Here is a 23,352-nt window from a genome sequence, read left to right on the forward strand (position 1 = left end):
TTAAACTGCCTGTTGTAAAATGGCCTTTACGCGGCTGGCAACTACATCGATCTGGTCGGGCCGTAACAGCACCACTCCAATGATCAACGTATCGTCATGCCGGTTGGCAACTATACTTGGCGTACCGCTTTTAAGGGCGACGAGTACATCTTTAGGTTTGGTTTTTATTTTGGTTTGATCCCAGCTTACATACAGGCTCGGAAAAGCATTGGCCGGGCCGGGGTTCACAACCACCTCGGTTTTTACCGTCGAAACTGTTTCCAACGTGCTGCCGATACGCTTTGCCCGTTGCAGCCAGTCGTCCCATTCTTTATGATGATCTTTTTCCAGGTATGCTTTTAGGGCCGCGTACATGCCAAACATTTCTTCCTTGTTCACCTTCATAGGCCTGCCGATGGGTGCTTCATTCGGACTATGGTTAAGCCGGGCCGCGGTGATCAAATCTTTCCTACCAAATAATAAACCCGCGCTTTGCGGCCCGTGAATCATTTTACCGCCCGAAAAGGTAACCAGGTCAAACCCCATCTTTTGAAACTTAAATAAGTTCTCAACCGGCGGCACGTCTGCCGCGGCATCAATAAATGTAGGGATGTTGTGTTTCTTAGCGATGCGTACAAATTCCTCATGCGTAATGCTGCTTTTCTTTTCGCTGGCGTTAAAAAACAAGGCCATTACCGTATTGCTGTTGATGGCATTTTCCATGCCCTCGGATCCATCAACCTCAATAATTTTGGCACCGGTTGTGCTTACGGCCTGGTCAAACAGGTAGCGATGCGTTTTCTGCATAATTACTTCAGGCCTTGGGCCGGGTAAATTAGGCAGTTGCTTTATTTTCGATTGATCGGTACCCGTTATAGCCGCCGCCGTACCTAAAACTATGGCACACGAAGCGCCTGAGGTCACCATAGCTGCTTCTACATGCAGCATTTCGGCTATCTTACCTCCCACCTTATCCTGCAGTTCGTACATATTGGCAAAATCATGCGAGGTTGAATTGATAGCCTCCAACACTTCCGGCAACATGAGTGAGCCTGATAAAAAGGTCATGGTTACCCCGGCGTTTATGACCGGGGTAACATCAAGTTCCTTAAAAAAATCGCGTTTGGGCGCGGGTTTTGGTGTAGGTATAGTATGTAAAGCGGCCGCTCTGCCTATTAATCCGCTGGTTAGCGGGAGTATAGTAAGGCCTTTTAAAATATCTCTGCGTTTCATATACTGGTATGGTTATACGTAAGCGATACAATCCATCTCGACCAGGGAGTTTCCGGGTACGCCGCCTTTGGCAACAGCAACGGTTGTACGTACCGGCGGATTTTTACCAAACCGGCCCTTGTACACATCATTCATGCCCTGGTAATCGGCAATGTCATTCAGAAAAACGGTAACTTTTAATACTTTTTCCATGGATGAGCCCGCTTTTTTGAGCTCCTTCTCCAACTCCTGCAATACTATTTCGGTATGCACCTTGATCTCGAAAGGTTCCACGTGAGCACCTTTGCCGGCTATAAAAATCATATTGCCCAATTTGGTTGAACCCGAAAACAGGGGTATATCCTGGTGTTTGGTTATGTTGTTTACTTCTTTTTCATCGTTGTTTACAACACCGGCTTTTGCAAAGCCAAATAGTGAAATACCTGCCGCCGAAGCCAGCAGTTTTTTTAAGATCGATCTTCTTTCCATGATTATGTTATTTTTAGGTTATGTATATTTTTTATCAGATGATGTAAAACATTAAGGGCGATCCCACCACATGCGGGTCAGGAACTCATCAGGACCCTGGCGGGCGATGGCCGCGTTATAGTTAGCCTTGTTTAAATTTTGCTCTGTTGTAGGATACAGCATCCGTCTGAATATTTTACCGCCTGTTGCGTTGCCTACATAGTTATTAGGCACCAATGCCGGGTAACCGGTACGCCTGTAATTGGCAAATACTTCCTGCGAGTTAGGAAATACCCCTACCCAGAATTGCGTATAGATCTGCTCCATTTGCCCGTTAAAAGAAGCAGTGGAATTGAACCGGTGATAACTGAGGTAAGTTTGGATCTGGTTGCTGCTGATAACACCCTGCGAACCAAACAAGGCCCATTGACGCATAGATGCGCTGATGCCATTTTCATATAAAGTGCTTACGCTTGGGCCGGTGTACCAGCCACGTAACGCAGCCTCGGCCAGCAAAAAGTTGGTTTCGGAATTGGTAAGTAACAGGTACGGACTATTGAGTTGTAAAATAGTATTGGGGTTGGGCTCTGAATAGGTTACAAACACAGCATCGGCAGGTTTCGCACTCAGGCTTGATGACATGCCTTTTTGAATGGTGGCGGTGGTATCGGCATTTTTATTTAACCAAACCACAGAAACGGCTGCTAAGCGTGGATCCTTATTGGTTTTTAAATAGTCGATAAACACATCCTGGTATTTACCACCTTCAGGGTTGGATGTGCCATTTGCACCTATAAAATCGGCGTTAAGCATATTGAGAGCAAGCGGGTTTTTGTTAATATCCTGGCCTGCGGAAACATAGCCATTCACCTTGGCGATATCGGCATCGGCAGTAATCACGCCACCGGCGATGGCTTTTTTTGCCCATGTTTCGGCACCGGCAATATCAACCTTGGTCATGCGCATGGCGCAGCGCAGCATCAGGGAGTAGGCAAACTTTTTCCATTTGTCTACATCGCCATTATAGATCAGATCGGCAGCGCCAAATGTTGGTTTAGCGGCGTTAAAGGAGGTAGCAGCCTCACTCAACTCCTTCAATATATCGGCATAAATATTCTTTTGCTCATCATATGCCGGCATGTAAATCCCATCGGTAAACCCTTTACCAGCTTGTGAATATGGGATATCGCCATACAGATCGGTGATGCGGCTAAAACAATAAGCACGCCATATTCTGGCCGCCGATAATAAATTCACCTGATCTGGTTTACCGGTAACCGAGGTGATTACCTGGGTAATCTCATTGATCTCTTTAGGATAGGCGGTGTTAAACACCACCCATGATTGTGAGCTTTGGCTCAGCACATACTTTGCGCCAAAACCGGCTACATCATTATAACTGGTGGTATATTGCATGGTGCCCTGCAACAGCACCTGAACGTCTCCTGCCCCATCCAGCACAGCCTTAGTAAATACAAAAGCCGGCGTGGGATTGGCCGATGAATTGGGATTGGTGTTGATAGCCTCAAAGTTTTTGTCGCACCCTTGCAGGCCGATACAGGCTATGAGCAGGGTTAACAATTTGGGAATAAAATATTTTTTCATGATGGTGGTTTTTCTGAATTAAAATTTAACCATGAGATTTAATCCATAGCTTCTTGTTCTGGGCAGACCGAACGACTCGAAACCCTGACTCGAGCCATTGGTAAAGCTCGACTCCGGATCGAAATTGTCCGTCTGTTTATAAATAGTCAGCAGGTTACGTGCTACAAATGAAACAGAGGCGTTTTGTACGTTGACAGCCTTCAACCAATCGGCCGGAATGTTGTAACTGAATATTACCTGGCGAAGTTTTACAAAGCCCCCATCGTGCAAAAACAGCTCGGAGTACGATTTATAGTTATCATAATAGCTTCGCAGATTGGATATAGGTACTGTTCTGGAATACGGATTACCAGCCTGATCAACACCACTCAGCTGCAAGCCATTTTCCCTACCCGGCAAGGTTGTTTTCATTAAGCCTAAGCGGGTGCCATAAACCTCCATCAAGGAAAATATCTTATTGCCGAATTTACCATCAACCAGTACATTCAGGGAGAACCGCTTGTAGCGGAAATCATTTGACCAACCCATAGTTATAGGCGCTACGCCCTTGCCCAAGGTTTGTAATCCGGTAGCTACGGGTAAACCTGTGGTAGCGTTAAATACAGTTTGGCCATTAGCGTTTTTCAGGATACGCGTACCCACTATAGAGCCGTATGATTGGCCAACAATATTGTTGATATACGCCCAGCCGTTAACCGATGAGGCCATCTGGATCTGATCAAGACCCGCAGCCAGCCTTACCACCTCATTTTTGTTGTAGGCGAAGTTGTAACTGGTATTCCAGCTAAAGCTGCCTGTTTTTACCGGTGTTCCGCTTAACAGTAACTCAATACCTTTGTTGCTCAGTTCGCCTACATTTAAAACCACATTATTATACCCTGTAGTTCCTGAGATGGCGGTAGAAACAATATCATTGGTGGTTTTTCTGTCGTAAAGGGTTACGTCAAAACTTAAGCGGCTGTTAAATAATTTGGCCTCGATACCTGCCTCTGTGGTGGTTGATGTATAGGGCCTTAAATTGGCGTTAGAAATGGTGGTACTCGATACATTTTGTATGGGCTGGCCTGAACTTGGCACCATGGTAAATGCCTGGTTAATTTGGTATGGGCTCGGCGCCCCACCGCCTACCTGCGCATACGAAGCCCTTATTTTAGCGTAGCTGATCACCTGCGGCAATTTAAATGCCTCGGACAGTACAAAACTACCACCGAATGAAGGATAGAAAAGGCTGTTATTTTTAGGGCTCAGGGTTGAAAACCAATCCTGGCGACCGGTCACGGTTAGATAAGCAAAATTCTTGTAGGCAATATCGGCCGATCCCATTAATGAATTGATGGCCGTTTTGTTATTGGTTGGTGTTGTAGAAATGGTTGATAGATTGGTGGAGCTATAGAAGTAAGGAATAATGTAATTGCTGCCCGTGATATTGCTTTCGTTATAAACAGAACGCTGCTGATTACCGCCAACAAAAGCGGTAAGCGCAAAATCCTTGTTTAGTTTCCCGTTATAATTTAGCGTTAATAATCCGTTGGTTTCAGAAGCATCAACTTTCAGTTCGCTGTATTGTCCGTTGGGTACATACAAAGTACCCGTTGGTAGGATATATTTGTAGTTGTAGTAATAAAAATCGCGGCTTACAACGCCTTTTAAAGATAGATTTTTGACAATTTCATAGGTAAGGCCAGCCTGCCCGATGAACCTGTTCTTGATATCATTCTCCTTAAACTTGTTCACCACAAAGTAGCTGTTTGATGCAATGGAGGCATCGTTCCAGGCTATTTCGTTTCCATTGGCATCATAACCGGGTTTTAACCACCTGATATCTGCGGTATTGGCAATCATGTAGGGTGTCCAGTTGGGGTTTCCCAAAGCATCACCCGCAGTGGTTCTGTTATGCGCGTTTTCAACGTTGTACTGCGCCAAAGCTTCCAGGTTTATACGTTTACCCAGCTTACTGTTAATGCTCAGGTTGCCTGTTTTACGGTTATAATCCGTATTAGGGAGTACACTTTTACTGTTCAGGTCCGAAGCGGAGAAGCGGTAATTAATAGCCTCTGTACCACCTGTAAAAGCCAATGTATTGGTAAATGTAGAGCCCGTTTGATAGAAATTTTTGATGTTATTTTTCTGGGCGCTGTAAGGATGTGTCAATCCATCGGCAGCAACATAGGGTGAACCGTCAATTTTGGCACCGAAAGAACGACGGCCTGTTTGTATGGCTTCGCCCTGGGTTGTAGGTTTCACGCCATTATCGCCCTGGCCATATTCATATTGCCAATCCGGAAAAACAGCGGGTGTTTCCATGGTATAGGATGAGTTATAATCAACACCTATACCTTTTTGCGCACGCCCTTTTTTGGTGGTGATCAAAATAACACCGTTTGCAGCCCTTGCTCCATAAAGCGCGGCTGCTGTACCTCCTTTTAGTACACTGATGGATTCGATATCATCGGGGTTAATACCGGCAATACCATCACCCCGGTCAACGTTACCGGCGCTGCCGTTTGTTGTGGCACTACCGCCCGGTACCGAATTTTCCAGGGGCATACCGTTAATTACATACAACGGCTGGTTACCGCCCGACAGGGAGCCGTTACCTCGGATAATAACCCGGCTTGACCCACCCGGCCCTGTTGATAGCCCTGTGGCATTTACACCAGCAACTTTACCCGTAAGCGCATTGGCCACGTTATTTTCGCGGGCCTGTGTAAATTCATCACCCTTTACTTCGGTAACAGAATAAGCCAAAGCTTTACGCTGACGCGATATACCCAAAGCGGTAACAATTACCTCGTTGAGTTTGCTGGATTCTTCCTGTAACCGTACATCAATGGTTTTGCGGTTACCTACCGCAATTTCCTGGGTAAGGTATCCTATTGATGAAAACACCAGCACAGTATTACCATCAGGTACGTTAATACTGTATTTGCCGTCGGTTCCAGTACTGGTTGCAATTGACGCACCTTTGATTCTTACGGTTACCCCCGGCAGCGGACCACTGTTATCCGTAACCTTACCCGTTACCTGCAGCGCCAAAGTTTTTTGCATTACAGGTATAGCTGAGGTATGCTTTTTTTCGATCAGGATCATATTGCCTGATAGTTGATAGTCCATGCCCAGGGGATCAAATATCTTGGACAGTACCAGGCTCAGCTTTTCGTTTTTTACATCAATGGTTACCGTTTGGTCTGTAACTATTTCGTTACTAAACACAAAACTTAGCTTAATAGCCTTGTTTATTTGCTTTAGTACATTTTTTACAGGCATGTTTGTCACTTTTAGTGATATTGGAGTGTCTAAGTCCTGTATGGAGCGAATAACCGCGCTGGTTTTGAAGAAACAGATAGATAAAAAACCGGTGACTATGACTATCCTGTTTACAGCTTTGCGCAGCCGATTAGAGGACAATATGTTTTTTGTCATATATTTGAAGAAAATTTATAGTTAATAAATGCCCTTGCGGGAGCTATGAATTATCTGAGCCTTGGCTCGGAAGGGTTGGATGTGCTGGAATCACATTCAACCTTTTTTATGTCGTCATTGTATATTTCTATAGGCAATCGGTTTTAAAGGTTATTATTCTGTTTATTAAAATAAGGTGTATACATTCTTATCAACCTGGTATTTGGCGTTCGTGAGCCTGGTAATACCCTTTAAAATATCGGGCAGGGTTTGATTCTGGAAAATAGCGGTAATATGCCTGGATGCTATACGCTCATTATTGATCACCACGTTTACTGCATATTTATTACTTAGCGCAACAGCTACATCGGCCAGGGTGGCATCCTCAAATATCATCTTATCATCCATCCAGGCAATGGCATCCATAGGGTCAGCCATACGGCTCACCTTCAAGCTCTTACTTTTTTGATCGGTTACAGCACATAATCCGGGGGTAAGTATAGCCTGTGCCTTATTAGTTTGATCAACAACCCCAACTTTACCGGTTAAAACAGTTACTTTTTGAGGTTTTTGCTCATTATAAGCGCTAACGCTGAATGTTGTACCTAAAACTTGTGTTCTTAAAGCGCCTGAATAAATAATAAAAGGTTTCTTGCTATCATGTACTACTTCAAAGTAAGCCTCACCTTTTAAATAAACAATTCTTTGTCCGTTAGTGAACTTTTCCGGATAACGTAAAGAGCTGTTGGCATTCAGGGTAACATGGGTGCCATCGGCCAGGGTGATCATCTTGGTTTTGGCAGGTAAAGATTGAGTAGTTAAATACTGTGTACCGATATCCCTCTTTTTATAAAAACTTATGGTACCTATCAGCAATGCCAGGGCAAAACAGGCGGCATATTTCAATAATACACGGGTATTGTAACGTTTAGGTTTATTTTCTTTGATACGGGCAGAGATATCGGCCCAGCTTAAATTATTTTCAATCGTCGAATGCGCCGACCTTTCCCAACTGCGTTTTAATACTTCATCAAAATCCTCATTATTGGGCGAAGCTTTGATAGCCGACATCAGCTCTTCAAACTCCTCGGGAGTGCAGGCATTATTGATATATTGATTTAATAAATATGTTTTTCTTTCGGTGTGATCCATCCTTAACTGTGTGATTACATTAAAGACACAGCAAACCCACAAACAGACTAATACAAAATGAAAATTTTATTTTTTTTATTACAGCATTCTAAAAATGTTATTCCACACCCAATTAAAACACAGAATATAACCTATCAATAACTATCCTTTTATAAAATTAAAAAACCACAACACTATCAAAAAACATACTCCTTTTGATAGCTATAGCTTAATGGTTCTTAATAATTATGAAAATAAGGATGAGTGTTGGATCGATACCATGCTGGGTAAGGTACCCTTTAATAGATGCCAGGGCAGAGAGCAAATGATTTTTAACCGTATGCTTTGATAAGTTTAACTGCGAAGCGATATCATCATAACTCAGATCGTTATTTTTGCTCAGCTCGTACACCAGACGGCGCTGTGGCGATAGTTTGCATACCGCCGCATGGATGAGTGTTTTATACTCAGATAATTGCACGGCCGATTCTGTATCATTATAGCCGGTAACAGCTATTTGCATCAAATGGTTAGTAAGGCGCATATCGCTTGCCGCCTTCCGTAAATAGTTTAAGGAGTAATTACGAACAATAGTATATATATACCCGTCCAGATTTTTTACTTCACGTAATGCTTCGCGGTTCTGCCAGATCTTGATAAATATTTCCTGGGTAATTTCCTCTGCTGCGTAGTGCGATTTCGCTAAAGTATAAACCTGGGCATATACCTGGCGGTTGTATTGCTCAAATACCCGTCTGAATTCAAACTCTGAATATATTTTCGGGATATCGCTTTTCATTCAATCAGCAACAGCGTTTTATGAGGTTAATAGTGATAAAAATTTGATCTAATATAATGAAGGTTTTATTCATTACAACAAATCATCACAAATTTCCTAACCTTTTGATGATGTTATATTAATAATTAAAACAGAGTATCTTTTTATCCCGGCTAATTATGATTTGATAGATGCAAAATTCGATGCATACTGCGCTATAGCTATTACTTATGAGTGAAGTGGTTTTAACGGAGGATTCGACTGAGCCCCATCGCGTGTTGTATAAACATAGAGATTGAAATTGATTTCATTTGAAAAAAAAACACCGGCTTTCAATAGGGATCATATCGAAAGCCGGTGTTTACTAATACTTCCTGGCTACCGCCAGTAAGATGGTATTTAATTATTCCCTATACTCGTGCAAGAGCTTAAAACTCAATATCATCGGCCACATTACCGCCCTGAGCATCGGCAAATAATTGTTGATATTTTGCTCTGTATGCATCCTGGCGTTGATTATATCCTTGATAATTAGCCTGAATATCCTGGTGGATCTGGTCACTCCATAAAGAAGCAGCGATCTGGAAATCACCGAGCGGGATACCATATTTATCCAATATCCATTGCGCACCGTCGAGCCCGTATTCATAGGCAACCTGCCTTGCAACCTCCAGCTCCTGATAAAAGTCCTTATCAGCTTTAATTTTTTCGACATTACCTGATCCTTCCGTTGAAGCAGCAGGTTTTAAGTTACTAAACTTGGGATGCTTATCAGCGGCACCAAAATACTGACCAAAAAGCGTTACAATATGGAATGTAGAATCCTGTTTCATACGCTCGGGCCAAAGCAGGTTTGCTTCCTGCCATACAGGCACCTCCACTCCTAATGCTTTCGCGACATCTGCTTCGCTTAATCCGCTTCCTATTTTTGCGCACGCGGCACTGTAATCTTCTAAAGTAATACCGTGAATGGGTTCTAATAATGAATTTTCAGACATGTGATTATTATTTAATAATGATTAATTGAATTAGTATGATCATGCAGCATACGCTGGTAAAATTTCTCATTTTCGGTGGCCATATCCGGCACTATTTTATTCCATTCATCAAACATGGAACGTAAATATTGCTGATATAGCTGCGAGTTCTTAGGCTTGCTTGCTTCATAAGCCTTAAGCAAATGGGCTGTACGCTGCTCTGCCAGACTGCGGGCCTGGTGCAGTACCATTTGCGCACCTGTAGAGGGCGTGAAGGTGTTTTGGGTTTGACAAAACGGACAGGTAATGTAAGTAGCAATAAAGAATATTTTAGCAATGGCTATGTTTCCACCACACTGCTTGCACGTGAATTTATTCCTGATATCTTCAAACGCCGCCAGTTGCTCCCGGTAAAAAGTTTCCAGGTCCTGCTCACCAGCGGCATTGTTCAACATCAGGGTGTACCAGGCAATTTTTTCTTCAAAAATATTGTGCCTGTTTATACAATCAAGTCTGAAAATGCGGAGCTTGTCATGATACTCGCGGCCCGCTGAGGAAATAAAATCAGGGAGCTGGGTTGTTGCCCTATCAATAAAGTAAAAAATGCTCTCTTCTTTTGTTTTGTTTGCTTTTTGCCGCATCTGGTTAATCTGTCCGTGCAGGCCCATTAACATATGCCCATGGGCACGTTTATAGGGGTCGGTATCCTGGTTAAAAACCTCCCTTATCTCGGGCACCGCGGCTGTGCACATTTCATGCATCCTGTTTTCCAGCTTATCCAGAAAAGCAAACCAGCGTTCCTGTGCCTGCCCTATCATTTCAAGTAGCTCAGGGTTATGATATTTTTTATCAAACAAGCCAAACATCAGTTATGAATTATTTTCTTTCTTAATATGAACCCCATCGGTAAGCCGGGTATTCATGAACTTAAAACCACAATACGCGCAGGCGGTAAGTCCCCGGCGAAAGGCCCTGCCCGCCCCACATTCCGGGCAATCCCGTACTTCCATTTTCGCCTCTTCTGCTTTTACTTCGCCTCCGTAATTTTCCTGGCTGATGGCTTTTTGTTTCAGCCGTTCCAGGTAGGTTAGCGTTCTTTTTTCTTTATCCTCCCCCATTGATAATTATGATTACAATAGCTTTAACAATTCCTCTTTTTTAGCGGCATATTCGGCCTCTGTGATCAGCTGTGTTTCAAAAAGCTCTTTTAATTTTTTGAGTCGTGTAGGTATATCTTCTTCCGGGGCAGGTGCTGCTGGTTTCGCCTGGTTCATGATCATGCCTATAGCTACGGCTTGCCGGGCAGCATCGCCCATGGCAGCGTTTTCTTTATCCATGGCGCTGGCTACGCTAAACTGGGAGAACTTATTGATGTCGGTTACCATATTCATGCCGGTTACCTGATCGTAATGTTTAAGCACCTCGTCGGGCAGGGTAACGCTGGTAATGGTAAATTGGGTTACTTCCAAACCCAGACCAGTAAAGTATTGCTGAATAAGTGGTTGTATTTTTTTATTCAATTCAGAAATATTGCCCGCGGCATCCATTACAGCTATGTTTGCCTGTGCCAGCACTTCGGCAAATTTGGGGGCAATAAAATCGCGCAGCTGCATTTCCAGTTCAACAATGTTTAACCGGGGATAGGTACCTGCGTACTCGCTGAAAAACCGCTGGATATCGGAGATACGGATATTGTAAGTACCGAAAGCGCGTATACGCACCTGTCCAAACACTGGATCCCGCATCAAAACAGGGGCTGGTGTACCCCATTTAAGATTAACGAACTGATGGGTATTGAAAAAATAAACATCCGCTTTAAATGGGCTTTCAAAACCATATTTCCACCCTTTAAGCCGGGTTAATACCGGGATATTCTCTGTCTTTAGTGCATATTTTCCGGCTGTGAATGTATCTGCCAACTTGCCTTCATTCAGTAATAGCACAGATTGGCTTTCCCGCACTATTAACGCTGCCCCATTCTTTATTTCCTTATCTGCATCTGCAAATTTCCACATCAGCAAATTAGGATCGGGGGTTACAGATTCAATGATCTCAATAAAAGGTAATGTCATGTTTCAGCGGTTTAAATAGTTGTAATAAAAACGATAACTCATTAAATATTTATTGGTTTAATTTTTATCATCTTTTAAAAAAAGAGAACAAACCACCCGATTTCCATTCCCGTTTTCTTTGTAAGGCTTCCTCATTTTCGGGTGCCACTTTCAAAATATTATTCACGGTATCCATCGCGGCATCGGTTTCACCGGCAACTTTACAGGCATCCGCGTATTGCAGCGCGGCTTTTATCCATGTTTCATCCCATTTCCATCCATTTCTGTCGTAACAGGCTGTCGCCGCCAATGAAAAATCCATACAGTCGTCCCATTGCTGCAAAGCATAACTGCACTGCGCCAGGCTTATATTGGTATCACAAATGATGCTTTCGTCATTTTCATTTCCCGGCTGGCAGTTATCAAGCAGGATGAGCAGATTTTCTTTCGCAAGGACATAATCTCCCAGGTATAGGTATGACATACCCCGCATATAATACACCTTTTGAACAGACTCAATTGTGATCGCCTCGCCCTTTACCGACTGATAGTTATTGGCGCAGGCAATACACTGGTTATAATCTTCAAGCTGATAATAGTTTTGCATCAGCATGTACCATGATGAGTTGTCGTCAGGATTTTTATACAACTGATTTTTCCAGGCTTCAGTAGCCTCTTCCAGGCTCACTTCTCCTAACAAGTCCTGGCGTATGTTTTGAACCACAATGTATCTTTGGCTTAATACAAACAATTCCTCCTCATTCAGCTCATTCCCGTAGCTTTCAATAAAGCTGTTATACTCCTCTTCTATCGCAGTTAAAAGTTCCCTGGCCTCATCCTTTCGGCCCAGGTCATAGATGGCTGTCAATTGTTTTCCCTTCAGATCGATATAATCTTCGAACCTTAAATAATCGCTGCTGTAAGCGGTTGCCTGTTCCACTACCTCTATAACCTCTTCATATCGATGAAGGGCGAACAGCGCGGTTGCCAAACTGGATAATTGCTCCCAAAAAGGTGATAAAGCGTAACCCAGTTTATGTACTTCAACCGCGGTTTCATATTCCCCCAGTTCACTCAAAGCTATGCCATAGTTATTGCAGCACATCGCGAAAATATGCGGCTCATTATCCGCGCCATCCCTTTTATCATTATAGAAGTAATCGTAAAAGCTATCGTATGAAATTTTATAAAAATTTGTCCTTACCTGCAGCAGTTCCCGGGCAATATCCGCATTGCTGATGTTACTTTCCGATTCATAGAAAAAACTCACGCCGGCATTGTAATACATCACAGCAGAATCATGGGGCCATCTTTCTATGGTAGGTAGTTGGCCATTTACCCGGTACGATACCTCAATAAAGCGTTGTAAGCCGAGGGCAAGTCCGCCTAATTCTATGCTCTTTTGTAAATATGGTAACGCTTCAGTATAGCTTTCCACCTCATACAATGTAGCACCGGCATAATGATACGGGATAAACCAGTCAGGATATATTTTGATATAGTGCCGCGCAAAATTTAACAGTTCAACCGTATCACATTCCAACCGCTCGGGGTATATTTTTCGGGCGATCAACATGGCGTATATGATAGATGTGTTGATGATATCCTGCCGGGTAAGTTCATCCAACCTATGGTACAAGGTTATCAGATCCTCATCGGTATCCGCATCCGCGCTGCCCGAAAACATGGCTACCTGCGCTGCTTCTCCTCCAAATTCATAATCCTGATGATCAAGCGCCAGATTAGCGATCAAGGTATAGATGTGTACATCTTTATACCGGTGTATCAACCCTTCTTTAAAGGTTTCAAGTGCTTTAGCAGGATCATTTTTATGGTATAGGTAAAGGTTTGCTTTTTTAGCATACAATAAGCCCTGCTCATGGTCGGCCAAACTACGGCTCTCCACTGTGTGAGCCTGGTTTAATTTGATCAATATATCCAGGTCCTTCAAAGCATTGTCTACATCGCCCTTTTGATAATAGGCTTCCTGCCGGTAAGTAATCGCTTTAGTCCTGGTATCTAAAAGGATGGACTCCGTCAGCCGGTCACAGTATGTTATGGCCTCAGATAGGTTGGCGCCCGTTATAAAAATGTTGATATAGGCCAAATACAACATAGCCTCTTCATGATCTGCCGTTAACCGCAGCAATTCTTCAAAACCTCTAACCGCCGATACTAACAGTTCATCGGCATTTGGACTATTATAAGATAGCTGATACTCGCACTTGGCTTTTAGTAACAGACCTTCTGGGTTTTGAGGGTTAAAAAGCAGAAAAAGATTTACAGCTTCGAGGCATGCCGGATAATCGCCTGCGTTATAAATTGATTGTAAGTGTTCAACGTCTGCTATGCTTTGTTCTTGCTGCATATGATTTTAATTGAGTATAAAATGGAAAATATACCGATTTGTTATTGCTAATTCGGCAATTACTACTTCTACAAAATTGCAAACAGCTACAGCAGAATATCTAATTATAACATGCTACAAAGCGTCTACTCGTCTACAGGCAAGCGTCTACAATACATCTACAAGTTTGTAAACCCCTATTTTCATACCATAACCTGAATCAATAAAATATAGCCCCTCTTATATAATAAACCATCAACACTCTTGGTGTTCCTATAAAGTTTACCGCTCATAACAGGGCGTTTACCGAGTAACCAACCCGCTTCCCCGTTTTTAACTGGTTACAACAATGTCGAGGTAATAGTTTTGCTACATTATCAAACTGGTCATATTTTATAATTGCTTAAAATGTTTTAAACGCTTAATCGTCGTACTATTATGGAAAATAATCACCTTATACTAAACCCAACCCTTGGCCCGCCAGACCAGGAGCGGGAACTGGCTATCTTATTTCTGGATATCCGGAACTTTACCGGTTTATTGGAAGCACAGCCAGGCCAAACCGTTATACAGGTGGTTCGTCGTTTATTCACGGCTTTTAATCAGATTGTCAAAAAATTCGAGGGTAAAGTGGTTGAAATTGCCGGTGATAGCTTATACGCCGTGTTTGGCTTACAAACAGGGTTAAAAGAATCGGTAAATAATGCCTACCAGGCCTCTAAAGTAATGTTTCAAACGGTTACCCTGTTTAACGATGCTTACGCTGAACCCTATTATGGTGGGCCATTACAAATTGGAGTGGGACTACATGCCGGAAAAGTATTTATAGGCGAGTATGGCCTGGATAATGCACCACAATTATCTGTTATGGGTTTACCAGTTAACATCGCGTCAAGGCTTCAGGCTAAAACTAAAGAGCTGAACAACGATATGATCATTTCTGAGGATGCGTACCAATTGCTGATCGATGACGGAGCCATTGCCCTGCACCAAACGGTAAAGTTACAGGGCATTAGTGAAGGGCAGCAGATCCGTTTGGCAGGCAAACCCTACCGTACTGCTCACCCGGATCTGGATTATTTACTAGCCATTTCGGGTTAAATACAAATAGTTTAAGCGGCTGTCATTTAGTAAAATAATCTTCATTAGCATAATTTGGTGCCAATTCAGCGACACTCATTAAAAAGGTATAGTAATTTTCCCCGTGCACGAGACAATGTCATTAAATTAAGCATACTCCGTAGGAGCAAAAGCTTTGTAGCAAACAAATAATAAGCATTGTGCATGCCGTAGGTGTGCAACTTGAGTACAGTACCTACGGCACTGAATAGGAATCGGCTTTTTTCTACAAAGCTTCAACCCGGATGGGGTTTACAAAATCCCTTAAATAATAGCATTACCTGCCGGAGATAGGTTACCCCTATTCCTTGTTTGCAATCCTCATAACCCTCCTTTCTATCTATAGGGAGAATTTACTATTTGCCCCTCTCCCTTCTTTTTTATATACCCAATACTCATTTGGAGGAGCCATTCCGGCCATAAAATCCAATGAAATTCCCGGTCATGCAAAAATAAATTTGTTTGTATTCAAAAAGTTACTATTTTTATTTTTAGAATAGACCAGAATAGACCAATTAATTTAAATCGATTATGAAAAGAAAAGTACCTAAAACCCTGGGACTTGTTATGCTTTGCTGTGTTTGGCTGCTAAGCGTTCAACAATCTTTTTCCCAACAAGTTAAAACCATTTCGGGCCACGTTAAAGATGAACAGGGTTTACCCATGCCCTCTGTCAGTGTTAGTCTTGTCGGTACCAGCAAGGCACCACCACCGATGTCAATGGATCTTACAAAATCAACGCGCCGGAAAATGCCACCCTGGTGTTCTCCTTTTTGGGTTATGAGAAAAAAACAGTAAAGGTTACCGGCAATTGGGATGGAAATGTATCCATGACCGAAGACAAAAAAACCAGGAACCTTAGCGAGGTAGTGGTGGTAGCTTATGGAACGCAAAGAAAGGCCAACCTTACAGGCTCGGTATCGGCAATTGGAGCAAAAGAACTTCAGGACCGGCCGGTTACCAACCTGAATGATGCCTTACAGGGCACCATGGCCGGAGTTACTGTTACCACCACAGGTGGCCAGCCCGGCTCAACAGGTGCCATTAATGTGCGTGGCATTGGTACATTGAACAACAGCAATCCCATGGTGGTGATTGATGGTATCATCGGCAATCTGTCAGACGTAAACCCAAATGATGTACAATCGGTTTCTGTGTTGAAAGATGCGGCTTCGGCGGCGATATATGGATCACGGGCTGCCAACGGAGTGATACTGATAACTACCAAACGTGGTAAAAGCGGCAAAATGCAGATAAACTATACCGGCTATGCGGGCAAGCAAAAGCCAACCCATCTGCCCGATTTTTTACCTTCATGGCAGGCTGCTACTTTATATAATCAGGCATTAGCAAACGAAGGTCAGGCTCCATACTGGACAGACAATGACATCACTTTGTTCAAAAATCAAACCGACCCGGATACGCATCCCAATACTGATTGGCAGAGCTTTTTATATAAGGGAAGCGGTCTTCAGCAAAATCATGCTGTAAATGCCAGCGGAGGCGATGATAAAACCCAATACGCTTTTTCCCTGGGCTATTTTCAACAGGACGGTATCATACAAAAATCAAACTATAAAAGGTATTCAACCCGTATGAATATCAATTCGGCCATCACCAAAAACCTTAGTGTAAATGCTAACCTATCGTTTTTATATGCCCCTACCGAAGCACCAGATGGCTTAGGAGGCGGAGATATAGGTGGTATTATTGGTACAACAGCAGCTATGAGCAGCACGGTGGTAAATCAATATAAAAATGGTGTTTACAATTATCTTTCTTTTGGCAACCCCATCTCCTGGCTTAATTCACCAGGCTATAATAACAACCAGAACTCTCTTTTCACAGGCAATGCGGGAGCTGATTGGGAACCAATCAAAGGGCTGCATTTTAAACCGTCATTCGCTTACAGGTACAATGCAAATCCTTCGCAGGAGTTTAAACCCGCCGATACTTATTATGATCCCAAGCACCCAACTACAGTTTTAACAACTATAAGTCAAAGTTCAATAGCCAATGCCAATTCTACCAATAATTACTATAATCTGCAGGCATTACTGGAGTACGACAGGCATTTTGGCAAACATAGCATCAACATATTGGCCGGTAGCTCGCAGGAGTTAACTACGTACCGGTATCTGTATGCTTACAGGCAAAATTTCCTCAACAGTTCCCTGTCAGAAATAAACGCGGCACCGTCATTGGGGCAGCAAAACGGCGGTACTTCCAGTCAGTTGGCGCTGTTATCCTATTTTGGCCGTGCCCGGTACGCCTATGATGACAAATATCTGTTTGAGGCCAACCTGCGTGATGATGGTTCATCAAGGTTCATACAAGGCCAGCGATGGGGGCTTTATCCATCCTTTTCTGCCGGCTGGAACATTTCGAAAGAGGCCTTTTTCAGCTCTTTATCAAATGCCATTCCTATGCTTAAACTGCGGGGTTCCTGGGGTAAGTTAGGTAATCAAACGCTGGGCTCTCCGGGCGGCCTCAATATCCCGGCTGCATATCCCGGAATTTTGGTTATATCGAGCGGGCAAAATTATTCCTTTAATCAAACTCTTGCGCCTGGTATAGCGCTAAACAACGGCGCCAATCCAAACATTACCTGGGAAAAAACAACTACTACCGATGTAGGTTTGGATATGGAGCTATTGAATAGCAATTTGACTTTTACAGCCGACTATTTTGTAAAAAACACCAACGATATATTATTGCAATTACCGGCCAGTAATGTTTATGGTTTTTCAACACCTTATCAAAACGCCGGTGCCGTGCGTAATTCGGGCTGGGAATTCAGCGCCGCGTACAGAAACAAGATCGGTAATGTATCTTATAATATCGCTGTTAACGCTTCATTCATCACTAATAAAATTACTGATCTGGCAGGTACCGGCTCCATTTCCAGCGGAAGAGTGGTGGGTTATCCGCTCCAGGCATTTTACGGATACCAGGTAGAAGGTATTTTCCAGACACAACAACAGGTAACTGACCACGCCAAACAAAGCGGCGGTGTTATTGGCCCCGGCGATTTGATGTACAAAGACATCAGCGGCCCAAATGGCAAACCCGATGGTGTTATTGACGGTAATGACCGCGTGTACCTGGGCTCGCCTTTCCCTAAAACTACCTTTGGTTTTACACTGGGTGCAGGCTGGAAAGGATTTAACGTGAGCGGCTTTTTCCAGGGAGCATTGGGTGTGAAGAACTATGTTCAGGGTTTTGAACTGGGTTCATTACAACAAGCCAACATTGGTAACCCTACCACTGCCCTGCTTGATGCCTGGACACCAACCAATACCTCGGCTACATTCCCGCGCTTGTGGTCAACCTATACACAAAACAATCCGCAAAGCTTTGTATCATCTTTTTGGGTACGCAATGCCTCTTATTTACGATTAAAGAATTTACTGGTGAGCTATACCCTGCCTGCTAACACTCTCGCCAAACTGGGTGTAAAAGGTGTTAAGATCTATTACAGCGGGCAAAATATCCTCACGTTCACCAGCTTTTACAAATGGGTTGACCCCGAAACCACTACAGGGAACAACGCTTACGGATCATACCCGCAGCTAAAAACAAATACCCTTGGTCTCGAGGTAACATTTTAATGATTAAAAAAATACTTCAATGAAAAATCTATTCATAACCTTAATTATTTTAGCCACGCTGGCATCATCGGGCTGTAAAAAAGATTTCCTCGACAGGGCTCCTTTAGATTCGTATACCAATACCGTGCTCTGGAAATCATCTGGCGACGTACTGGCAGCCCTCAACGGCTGCTATTCAAAATGGGGTGGCGGTAATAATGGCTATTACGGAGTTTTTGCCGATAACAATTCCGATAATACCTTTGACCAGTTTCCATGGGAAAATTGGCTGGCCCTATCAGCCGGTATTGCCACACCAACCAATCCCGGGTATACCAAATGGAATTACAGCTGTATACAAACCTGCAACTGGTTTTTAGATAATGTAGGCGGTGCCAGTATGGATGCCACACTCAAAGCCAGAACAATAGCCGAAGCCCGTTTTTTGAGAGCCTATGAGTATTTTACGTTAAGTCAATTGTATGGAGCTGTACCACTGGTTGAGCATAACCTGACAACTGATGAAGCCAATAAAGTAACACAAACACCAAAAGCTGATGTGGTGACATTTATATTAAAAGAGCTTACCGCGATAGCTCCCGACCTGCCTGTTAGCTACTCTGGTTCGGATGTTGGGCGCGTTACCCGTGGTGCCGCCATCGCTTTAAAAGCAAGGATTGAGCTGTTTAACCAAATGTACACACAATGTATAGCCGACTGCCAGCAACTGATGACCGCTCCTTTTACCTATAGCATATACCCAAGCTATGTCAATCTGTTCCGTCAGCCTTTTGCAGATAACCAGGAGGTAATACTGGATGTGCAGTTTAAAGCCAGCGACAATAATTTTGGATGGGCCCGAAACATGACCATCAACTCATTGGGTGGTTATAATTCCATTGCCCCTACCCAAAGTTTGGTTGATGCCTATGAAACAAGCAATGGTAAAACTATTGACGATCCGGCATCGGGTTACAACCCGGCACAGCCTTATCAAAACCGGGATCCACGGCTTAGCGCAACTGTTTTTTATCCGGGCGCGCAATACAGTAGCAAATTGCCTTATGGCTTTTACTATGATCCTATTTCGAGCAGTCCGAAAACTTTAGATCATTGGGGCGATAACAACTGCAGCCCTTCGGCTTATGGCCTGCGCAAATACACGCCGGTAATTGCCGATTTCCCAAATATGGACCAGGTAGGTATGGACGTGATCCTGATACGTTACGCGGAAATAAAACTCATGGATGCAGAAGCTAAAATCGAGAGTAATAAAATAGATGCCTCGGTTTATGATGACATCAACGCGGTACGGACAAGAACAGGCGTAAATATGCCAGTGGTTGATCAGTCAAAGTACAACGATCAGGCAAGCCTTCGCACCCTGTTGCGCAGGGAAAGAAGAGTAGAACTGGCTGTAGAAGGTCTTCGCTGGTTTGATATACAACGCTGGCAGATCGGTCAGCAGGTGATGAATGGACAGGTGACCGGAAGTTTACTGGGTACGGTTAACCAAACAACCGGCACGGTTACCTTAACCCCGGGAACAACCATAAAAGTGGGGACGCCCCGCGTGTTTGACGCTGCCAAAAATTATCTGTGGCCAATTCCGCAAACGGAGATTGACCTGAATAAAAGCCTGAAGCAAAACCCCGGCTATTGATTTAATGTAATAATCTATCATACGACTTCAGTTGTAACACGGGCAAATATCTCGTATGTTTTATGAATCAGGCAGCCCGGTTCTCCTTTAACAAGAGAAGCGGGCTGTTTAGTTAAGTCCAAAACAGGACTAAAACCAGCGTTTTAAATGTCAAGTACTTCATACTTTTTAAAGTTTTCAAAACCCCTCAAAAACGTATTAAAAAGTGTTAAAGTGGCATTGAAACTTACTTAAATTACCAAAATAGAAGCGTCTTTATCGAGTTTTTGACTAAAAAAGTGTTAAAATTAAAGGTTTAAAAAGTTTTCAGATGAGCTAAACTTAAACCTAAGCAATCAAATTAATAAAGAAAACGGGCAACTGCTTGCTGCCTTTTTTCTTACTTTGTCTAAAATCTACAAGTGAAAATGGATAGAATTTTTCAAGAGATAAAAAAACTGACAGATATACCATCTTATTCCAAACATGATCGTTTTGTGCAGGGAATCATCAACGCCATTAACGAAAAAGTGATCGGGCAAGATGAAATGCTCCCATCGGTAAACAGGTTGATCAAAGAATTGGGGTTTTCGAGGGAAACGATCATCAAAGGTTATAAAGATCTGATCAGCAGGGGTATAGTTGAATCAAAAAACAGGCTGGGGTATTTTGTAGGCAACGGCAATACGGAGCAAACCTTAAATGTGGCCCTCCTCATGTATAACCTGGATACTTTTGAAGAGCAATTCTATCGCAATTTCCGTCATGAATTGGGGCAAAACATCCGTTTAAATCCATATTTCCATCACGGTGATATCGAGATATTTGAAACCATCCTTACCCAGATCAAAGGAAAGTATGGCATGTACGTGATTGCGCCTATCCCCCATTCCAAAACCAAAGAACTACTGGAGGCTATCCCGCGTAATAAACTCCTGATGTTTGACCGGTATGAACCACTGGAAGGCGATTTTAACCATATAACCCAGGAATTCGGCCAATCTTCTTATAAAATATTCTCCCAATTAGCGCCTAAAATAAGCCGGTTTGATGAAATGATATTTTATCACTCGCCCGGTTCGTTAGACCCTAAAGAGATCGTTAAATCGTTCAAAAAATTCCTGAAAGATTTTAATATCAAGGGCCGCATCATCAACGAATACACGCCAGGCACCGTTGAAAAGGGAAAAGTTTATTTTACCCTCGACAACTTTGCGCTATGGCAGATCATGCGCGATTGTAACAGTCAGAAACTGATCCCGGGCAAAGACCTGGGCATACTTTCGCACAACGATGAGCCGGCTAAAGAGATCATCGGGATCACTACTTTCTCTGCCGATTTTTCGAACATGGGTAAACTGGCCGGGCAAGCTATACTGAATAAAGAAAAAATCAGTTTAACGGTACCGATGCTCCTGTTTGAACGGAATACGCTTTAAATCATACAAAGGTGAATTGGGTTATTTTTATCAGCTTTCTTTTTTTTACCGGCATCGTGGGTTTGGTATCCTGGTATAAATCAAGAAAAAGCAAACTCAACACCCTGAATGGTTTATTCCTGGCCGACCGCAGTTTGAGCTTTTTACTGGTAGGCGGCGGCTTGCTATTTACCAATATCAACACGGCCACCATTATAGGCGAAAACGAATTGACCTACACCCACAACATGTCGGTAATGGCCTGGGGCATAACCTCCGTACTGGCCATGCTGCTGGTTTCGGAGTTTTTGATGCCTATGTATCTTAAACTGGGAATATCCACCACACCCGATTATCTCACAGCCAGATATGGCCAGGGTATGGGAAAACTGGTTTCCTTTATTTTTTTGATCAGCTACATTATTAACCTGTTACCGTCAGTACTGTACAGCGGGGCGGTTGCCTTTAACGGGCTGTTTCATTTTTCAGAGATCTGGCATACCGATTACTGGACAACCATCTGGGTACTCATCTGGGTAATGGGTACTGTTGGCTGCCTTTACGCACTGCTGGGAGGGTTAAAAGCTATCTCGATTTCGGATACCCTGCTTGGCCTCGGTATTTTTGCAGGGGGACTTTTACTGCCATTTTTCGGGCTCAGGTACCTTGGGCAAGGCAGTATTATGCAGGGTTTGCATATCCTGTTGAACACGCATCGGGAGCATCTGAATAGTATAGGTTCGGCCTCAGATCCTATCCCCTTTGGTACCCTGTTTACCGGTATGTTATTGGTGAACTTATATTATTGGGGCACCGAGCAATATATTGTTCAGCAGGTTTTGGCTTCAAAAGACCTTAAAAATTGCCAAAAAGGAATAGCGGTAGCCTGCCTGGGTAAGCTGATATCGCCATTGCTCTTAAATATTCCAGGCTTAATCGCCGTACATATTTTTACCCATTTAGATAACACAGCCGAAGTATTTCCAAAGCTGGATAGTTTAGTATCGCCGCCTTTTATAGCCGGTTATATCGCCGCTATCATCTTTGGCGCAGCGCTTACTACATTTAACGCGGGGCTCAACAGTTCGAGCACGTTGTTTGTACTCAACATTTATAAGCCCTGGAAGGAAAAACGTTCCGGGCAAACTGCCGAGAAAGACCTGATCATAACAGCAAAAAGGTTTGAGATCATCATTTGCTTAACCGCTATGCTCATCGCGCCATTTATCATTTTTGTTAAAAATGGCTTTTATACCTATGTACAAATTGTGAACGGATTTTTTAACGTGCCCATTTTCACCATTATGTTTATGGGTTTTGTGACTAAGCGAGTACCAGCTATTGCGGCTAAAGTGGGTTTGGTGTTTTTTATAGTAACTTATGGCCTTACCCAGTTGGTATTCGATACGCACCTTCATTTCCTGCACATTTTAGCCATTTTATTTCTGATAACCTGCGGACTCATGCTGCTTATCGGCAAGATCTATCCGATGCCTGTACCCTATCAGCAAAAGCTTAATACTGTGGTAAATATGACTCCATGGAAGAACCGGCACGTTTATAATGGCATCCTGTTACTTCTCATGATCCTGATGTTTATTTTGTTTTCTCCGCTGATACTTGCAAAATAAGT

Annotated in this window: 15 protein-coding genes and 1 pseudogene; 5 read left to right on the forward strand and 11 right to left on the reverse strand. The window is 43.2% G+C overall.

Annotation, left to right across the window (positions count from 1 at the left end; genetic code table 11):
* The 11 genes from ACTJKG_RS06495 to ACTJKG_RS06545 all read right to left on the reverse strand — a co-directional run bounded on the left by ACTJKG_RS06495 (position 1) and on the right by ACTJKG_RS06545 (position 13,971).
* Complete coding sequence (locus tag ACTJKG_RS06495; RefSeq protein WP_440738692.1) at positions 1-1,212, reverse strand: aminotransferase class V-fold PLP-dependent enzyme; 1,212 nt, start codon at positions 1,210-1,212, stop codon at positions 1-3.
* Positions 1,213-1,224: 12 nt separating this feature from the next.
* Positions 1,225-1,680 carry a RidA family protein gene (locus ACTJKG_RS06500; protein ID WP_216650438.1) on the reverse strand — a complete coding sequence of 152 codons (456 nt, stop codon included), beginning with the start codon at positions 1,678-1,680 and terminating at the stop codon, positions 1,225-1,227.
* Between the two features lie 51 nt (positions 1,681-1,731).
* A complete protein-coding gene (locus ACTJKG_RS06505) occupies positions 1,732-3,264 on the reverse strand; it encodes a SusD/RagB family nutrient-binding outer membrane lipoprotein (protein ID WP_172333142.1) in 1,533 nt (510 codons plus the stop codon).
* Positions 3,265-3,282: 18 nt separating this feature from the next.
* Entirely contained in the window at positions 3,283-6,531 is a 3,249-nt protein-coding gene (locus ACTJKG_RS06510) for a SusC/RagA family TonB-linked outer membrane protein (protein ID WP_440738693.1), read from the reverse strand.
* 321 nt (positions 6,532-6,852) lie between these two features.
* Positions 6,853-7,818 carry a FecR family protein gene (locus ACTJKG_RS06515; protein ID WP_440738694.1) on the reverse strand — a complete coding sequence of 322 codons (966 nt, stop codon included), beginning with the start codon at positions 7,816-7,818 and terminating at the stop codon, positions 6,853-6,855.
* A gap of 208 nt (positions 7,819-8,026) precedes the next feature.
* On the reverse strand, positions 8,027-8,596 hold the full coding sequence (locus ACTJKG_RS06520) for an RNA polymerase sigma factor (RefSeq protein WP_172333139.1): 570 nt from the start codon (positions 8,594-8,596) through the stop codon (positions 8,027-8,029).
* Between the two features lie 407 nt (positions 8,597-9,003).
* Complete coding sequence (locus ACTJKG_RS06525; protein WP_440738695.1) at positions 9,004-9,573, reverse strand: DUF6620 family protein; 570 nt, start codon at positions 9,571-9,573, stop codon at positions 9,004-9,006.
* An 11-nt stretch (positions 9,574-9,584) separates the two neighbouring features.
* Complete coding sequence (locus ACTJKG_RS06530) at positions 9,585-10,418, reverse strand: hypothetical protein (protein ID WP_440738696.1); 834 nt, start codon at positions 10,416-10,418, stop codon at positions 9,585-9,587.
* Between the two features lie 3 nt (positions 10,419-10,421).
* Positions 10,422-10,670, reverse strand: a complete 249-nt coding sequence (locus ACTJKG_RS06535) for a hypothetical protein (RefSeq protein ID WP_440738697.1) — start codon at positions 10,668-10,670, stop codon at positions 10,422-10,424.
* Between the two features lie 12 nt (positions 10,671-10,682).
* Positions 10,683-11,624: an SPFH domain-containing protein gene (locus tag ACTJKG_RS06540; RefSeq protein WP_440738698.1), complete on the reverse strand. Its 942-nt coding sequence runs from the start codon at positions 11,622-11,624 to the stop codon at positions 10,683-10,685.
* Between the two features lie 67 nt (positions 11,625-11,691).
* Complete coding sequence (locus ACTJKG_RS06545) at positions 11,692-13,971, reverse strand: hypothetical protein (RefSeq protein ID WP_440738699.1); 2,280 nt, start codon at positions 13,969-13,971, stop codon at positions 11,692-11,694.
* 417 nt (positions 13,972-14,388) lie between these two features.
* On the opposite strand from ACTJKG_RS06545, the gene ACTJKG_RS06550 reads away from it, so the two are divergent.
* The 5 genes and pseudogenes from ACTJKG_RS06550 to ACTJKG_RS06570 all read left to right on the forward strand — a co-directional run bounded on the left by ACTJKG_RS06550 (position 14,389) and on the right by ACTJKG_RS06570 (position 23,350).
* Positions 14,389-15,051, forward strand: coding sequence for an adenylate/guanylate cyclase domain-containing protein (locus ACTJKG_RS06550; RefSeq protein ID WP_172333133.1), 663 nt, complete (start codon positions 14,389-14,391; stop codon positions 15,049-15,051).
* Between the two features lie 725 nt (positions 15,052-15,776).
* Positions 15,777-18,680 (forward strand): annotated as a pseudogene (locus tag ACTJKG_RS06555) (SusC/RagA family TonB-linked outer membrane protein); the annotation flags it as partial.
* Positions 18,681-18,699: 19 nt separating this feature from the next.
* Positions 18,700-20,322 (forward strand): RagB/SusD family nutrient uptake outer membrane protein, encoded by a 1,623-nt coding sequence (locus ACTJKG_RS06560; protein WP_440738700.1) that lies wholly within the window; start codon positions 18,700-18,702, stop codon positions 20,320-20,322.
* Between the two features lie 407 nt (positions 20,323-20,729).
* Positions 20,730-21,740: a winged helix-turn-helix domain-containing protein gene (locus ACTJKG_RS06565; RefSeq protein ID WP_172333130.1), complete on the forward strand. Its 1,011-nt coding sequence runs from the start codon at positions 20,730-20,732 to the stop codon at positions 21,738-21,740.
* Between the two features lie 11 nt (positions 21,741-21,751).
* A complete protein-coding gene (locus tag ACTJKG_RS06570; protein ID WP_440738701.1) occupies positions 21,752-23,350 on the forward strand; it encodes a solute:sodium symporter family transporter in 1,599 nt (532 codons plus the stop codon).
* The last annotated feature ends 2 nt before the right edge of the window (positions 23,351-23,352 follow it).

It is taken from the genome of Mucilaginibacter sp. 22184 (genome assembly GCF_052045695.1).
Lineage (GTDB): Bacteria > Bacteroidota > Bacteroidia > Sphingobacteriales > Sphingobacteriaceae > Mucilaginibacter.